This window comes from Methylibium sp., assembly GCF_013817365.1.
Taxonomy (GTDB): domain Bacteria; phylum Pseudomonadota; class Gammaproteobacteria; order Burkholderiales; family Burkholderiaceae_C; genus Methylibium.
In genome coordinates, this window is record NZ_JACDCU010000499.1 from 1 (window position 1) to 2,769 (window position 2,769).

3 protein-coding genes and 2 tRNA genes are annotated in these 2,769 nt (G+C 65.5%); all 5 read left to right on the forward strand.

Going from position 1 to position 2,769, the window contains the following annotated elements; all coding sequences use genetic code 11:
* On the forward strand, positions 1–130 hold a 130-nt coding region (locus H0W38_RS20390), incomplete at its 5' end, for an HU family DNA-binding protein (protein ID WP_292457629.1).
* 8 nt (positions 131–138) lie between these two features.
* A tRNA-Val gene (locus H0W38_RS20395) sits at positions 139–214 on the forward strand.
* A 171-nt stretch (positions 215–385) separates the two neighbouring features.
* Positions 386–2,293 carry a SurA N-terminal domain-containing protein gene (locus H0W38_RS20400; RefSeq protein ID WP_292457624.1) on the forward strand — a complete coding sequence of 636 codons (1,908 nt, stop codon included), beginning with the start codon at positions 386–388 and terminating at the stop codon, positions 2,291–2,293.
* 43 nt (positions 2,294–2,336) lie between these two features.
* A tRNA-His gene (locus H0W38_RS20405) sits at positions 2,337–2,412 on the forward strand.
* Between the two features lie 32 nt (positions 2,413–2,444).
* A partial coding sequence (locus tag H0W38_RS20410) for a glycosyltransferase (protein ID WP_292457626.1) occupies positions 2,445–2,769 on the forward strand: 325 nt, incomplete at its 3' end.

The following is a 2,769-nucleotide window of genomic DNA, read 5'->3' on the forward strand; positions in this document are numbered from 1 at the left end:
TACCTTTGCAGTGACCAAACGGGCCGCGCGCAGCGGCCGCAACCCGCGCACCGGCGACGCGATCAAGATCAAGGCCGCAAAGGTGCCGAAGTTCCGCCCCGGCAAGGCTTTGAAGGAAGCGCTCAACTGACGGCGATCGGGTGCTTAGCTCAGTCGGTAGAGCGGCGCCCTTACAAGGCGTAGGTCGGCGGTTCGAGCCCGTCAGCACCCACCACACATTTCCCGATCCCCTGGTCACCGACCCTGCCGAACGCTTCGATAGAATTCGGGCCTTGTCAGGTGCACCGCAGACTGCGGCGCTGACCGCCGGTCCCCAGCAAAGGCGAACCTCGGTTCGCCTTTGTCGCATGTGGGCACTGCCCACCGTTTTCTCCGAGGCCGTCCGATGTTCGAGTTGATTCGCAACAACACCAAGGCGTTGATGTTCGTGCTGGTGGTGTTGATCATTCCCTCCTTCGTGTTTCTCGGCGTGGAGGGCTATAGCGGCTTCTCCGAAGGCAATGTCGAAGTGGCCGAAGTGGCGGGGCAGCCGATCACGCAGGCCCAGTGGGATGCGGCTCACCGCGCCCAGATCGAGCGCATGCGCTCGCAGGCGCCCGACATCGACATCGGCTTGCTCGACACGCCGCAGATGAAGCAGCAAACGCTCGAAGGTCTGGTGCGCGAGCGGGTCGTGCGCGTCGCCGCCAACGACTTGCACCTGGGCGTCAGCGACGAACGGCTGCAGCGGATTTTCGTGAACGACCCGCAGTTCGCCTTCCTGCGCAAGCCCGACGGCAGCATCGACACCGAACTGTTGAACGCGCAAGGCCTCAGCGCCGAGCAATTTGCGCAGCAGTTGCGCCAGGACGTGGCCATGCGTCAGGTGCTGCTCGGCGTGGCCGACACAGCGCTCGGCGCCAGCACGCCGACCAGCACGGCGCTCGACGCGCTGCTGCAGCGGCGCGAGGTGCGCATCGCCCGCTTCGAAGCCAAGAACTATGTCGATCAGGTCAAGCCGACCGAGGCTGAGATCGCCACTTACTACAACGACCCCGCACGCGCCGATGCGTTCATGGCGCCCGAGCGTGCCAAGGTCGAGTACGTCGTGCTCGACCTCGACGCGCTGGCGCAGGACATCTCGGTCAGCGAAGAGGAACTGCGCAAGTACTACGCCGAGAACGCCGCGCGCTTCAGCACGCCCGAGGAGCGCCGCGCGAGCCACATCCTCGTCAAGGCGGGGCGCGAAGCGCCTGCCGCCGAGCGCGAGAAGGCCGGGGCCGAGGCCGCCGCGCTGCAGGCCGAGGCGAAGAAGAATCCCGATAGCTTCGCGGAGCTGGCGAAGAAGAACTCGGACGATCCGGGTTCGGCGGCGCAGGGCGGCGATCTCGACTTCTTCGCTCGCGGCGCGATGACCCAGCCCTTCGAGGAGGCCGCCTTCGCCATGAAGACCGGCGAAATCAGCGACGTGGTCGAGAGCGATTTCGGCTACCACGTGATCAAGCTCACCGGTGTGCGTGGCGGCGGCAAGAAGAGTTTCGAGGAAGCACGCGCCGAGATCGAGGCCGAGGTGAAGCAGCAGCTCGCGCAGCAAAAATTCGCCGAGGCTGCTGAGATGTTCAGCAACATGGTCTACGAGCAGTCCGACAGCCTCCAGCCCGCCGCCGAGAAACTCGGCCTGAAAGTGCGTTCGGCTGAAGGCATCACGCGCATGCCGGGCCAAGGGGCCGATGGCGTGCTCGCCAGCCAGAGTTTTCTGACGGCGCTCTTCAGTGACGACGCGCTGCGCAACAAGCGCAACACCGAGGCGGTGGAGACCGGCCCGAACCAACTGACTTCGGGCCGCGTGGTCGAGCACACGCCGGCACGTAAGTTGCCGCTCGATGCCGTCGAGGACCAGATCCGCCAGCAGATCGTTGCCGACCGTTCCGCCGCGCTGGCGCGCAAGGAAGGCGAGGCAAAGCTTGCGGCCTGGAAGGGCGGCGCTCCGGCCGAAGCCTTCGAGCCGCCGATCACGATCTCCCGCGAACAGTCGCGCACGCTGCCGCGGTCGCTCATCGAGGCGGTGATGTCGGCGTCGGCGGCCTCCCTGCCAGCATGGACGGGCGTGGACTTCGACGAAGAGGGCTATGCCGTGGTGCGCATCGACAAGCTAGTGCCGCGCGATCCCTCCCAAGAGGACCGCCAGCAGTTGCAGCAGCAGTATGCGCAGCTGTGGGGCGCGGCCGAAGCCGAGGCTTACTACGCCTCGCTGCGCAAGCGCTACAAGGCCGAGGTCACGGGTACGGCAACTGCTGCCGGCAACGCTCCATAGCCGGCGTCGCGACAGGGCGCATGGCTATAATCCAGTTCCTGTGGTGGCTGTAGCTCAGTTGGTAGAGTCCAGGATTGTGATTCCTGTTGTCGTGGGTTCGAGCCCCATCAGCCACCCCACCCGAAGCCGTTGATCTCCAACGGCTTTTTTCATGCCCGCTCGGCCGACCACTTCTCGCCGAACGCACGTCCGGATCTGCGCGGTCGGTAGCGCCGGCGATGTCTATCCCTTCATCGCCATTTCGCAAGCCCTGCTGGAGCGGGGGCACGAAGTTCAGATGCTGACTTCGCCTCGCTTTCGCGCCCCGGTCGAGCGAGCCGGCATCGGCTTCGTTCCTTTCGGCTCGACCGCCGACTACGAGCGTCTCGTGCAATTGCCGGATCTGTGGCATCCCCGACGCGGGCTTCAGCTCATTCTTCGCGAACTGCTCGACCGGCTGGCTGAATCGACCGCGGCGCTGGAGCAGTTGGTGCGGC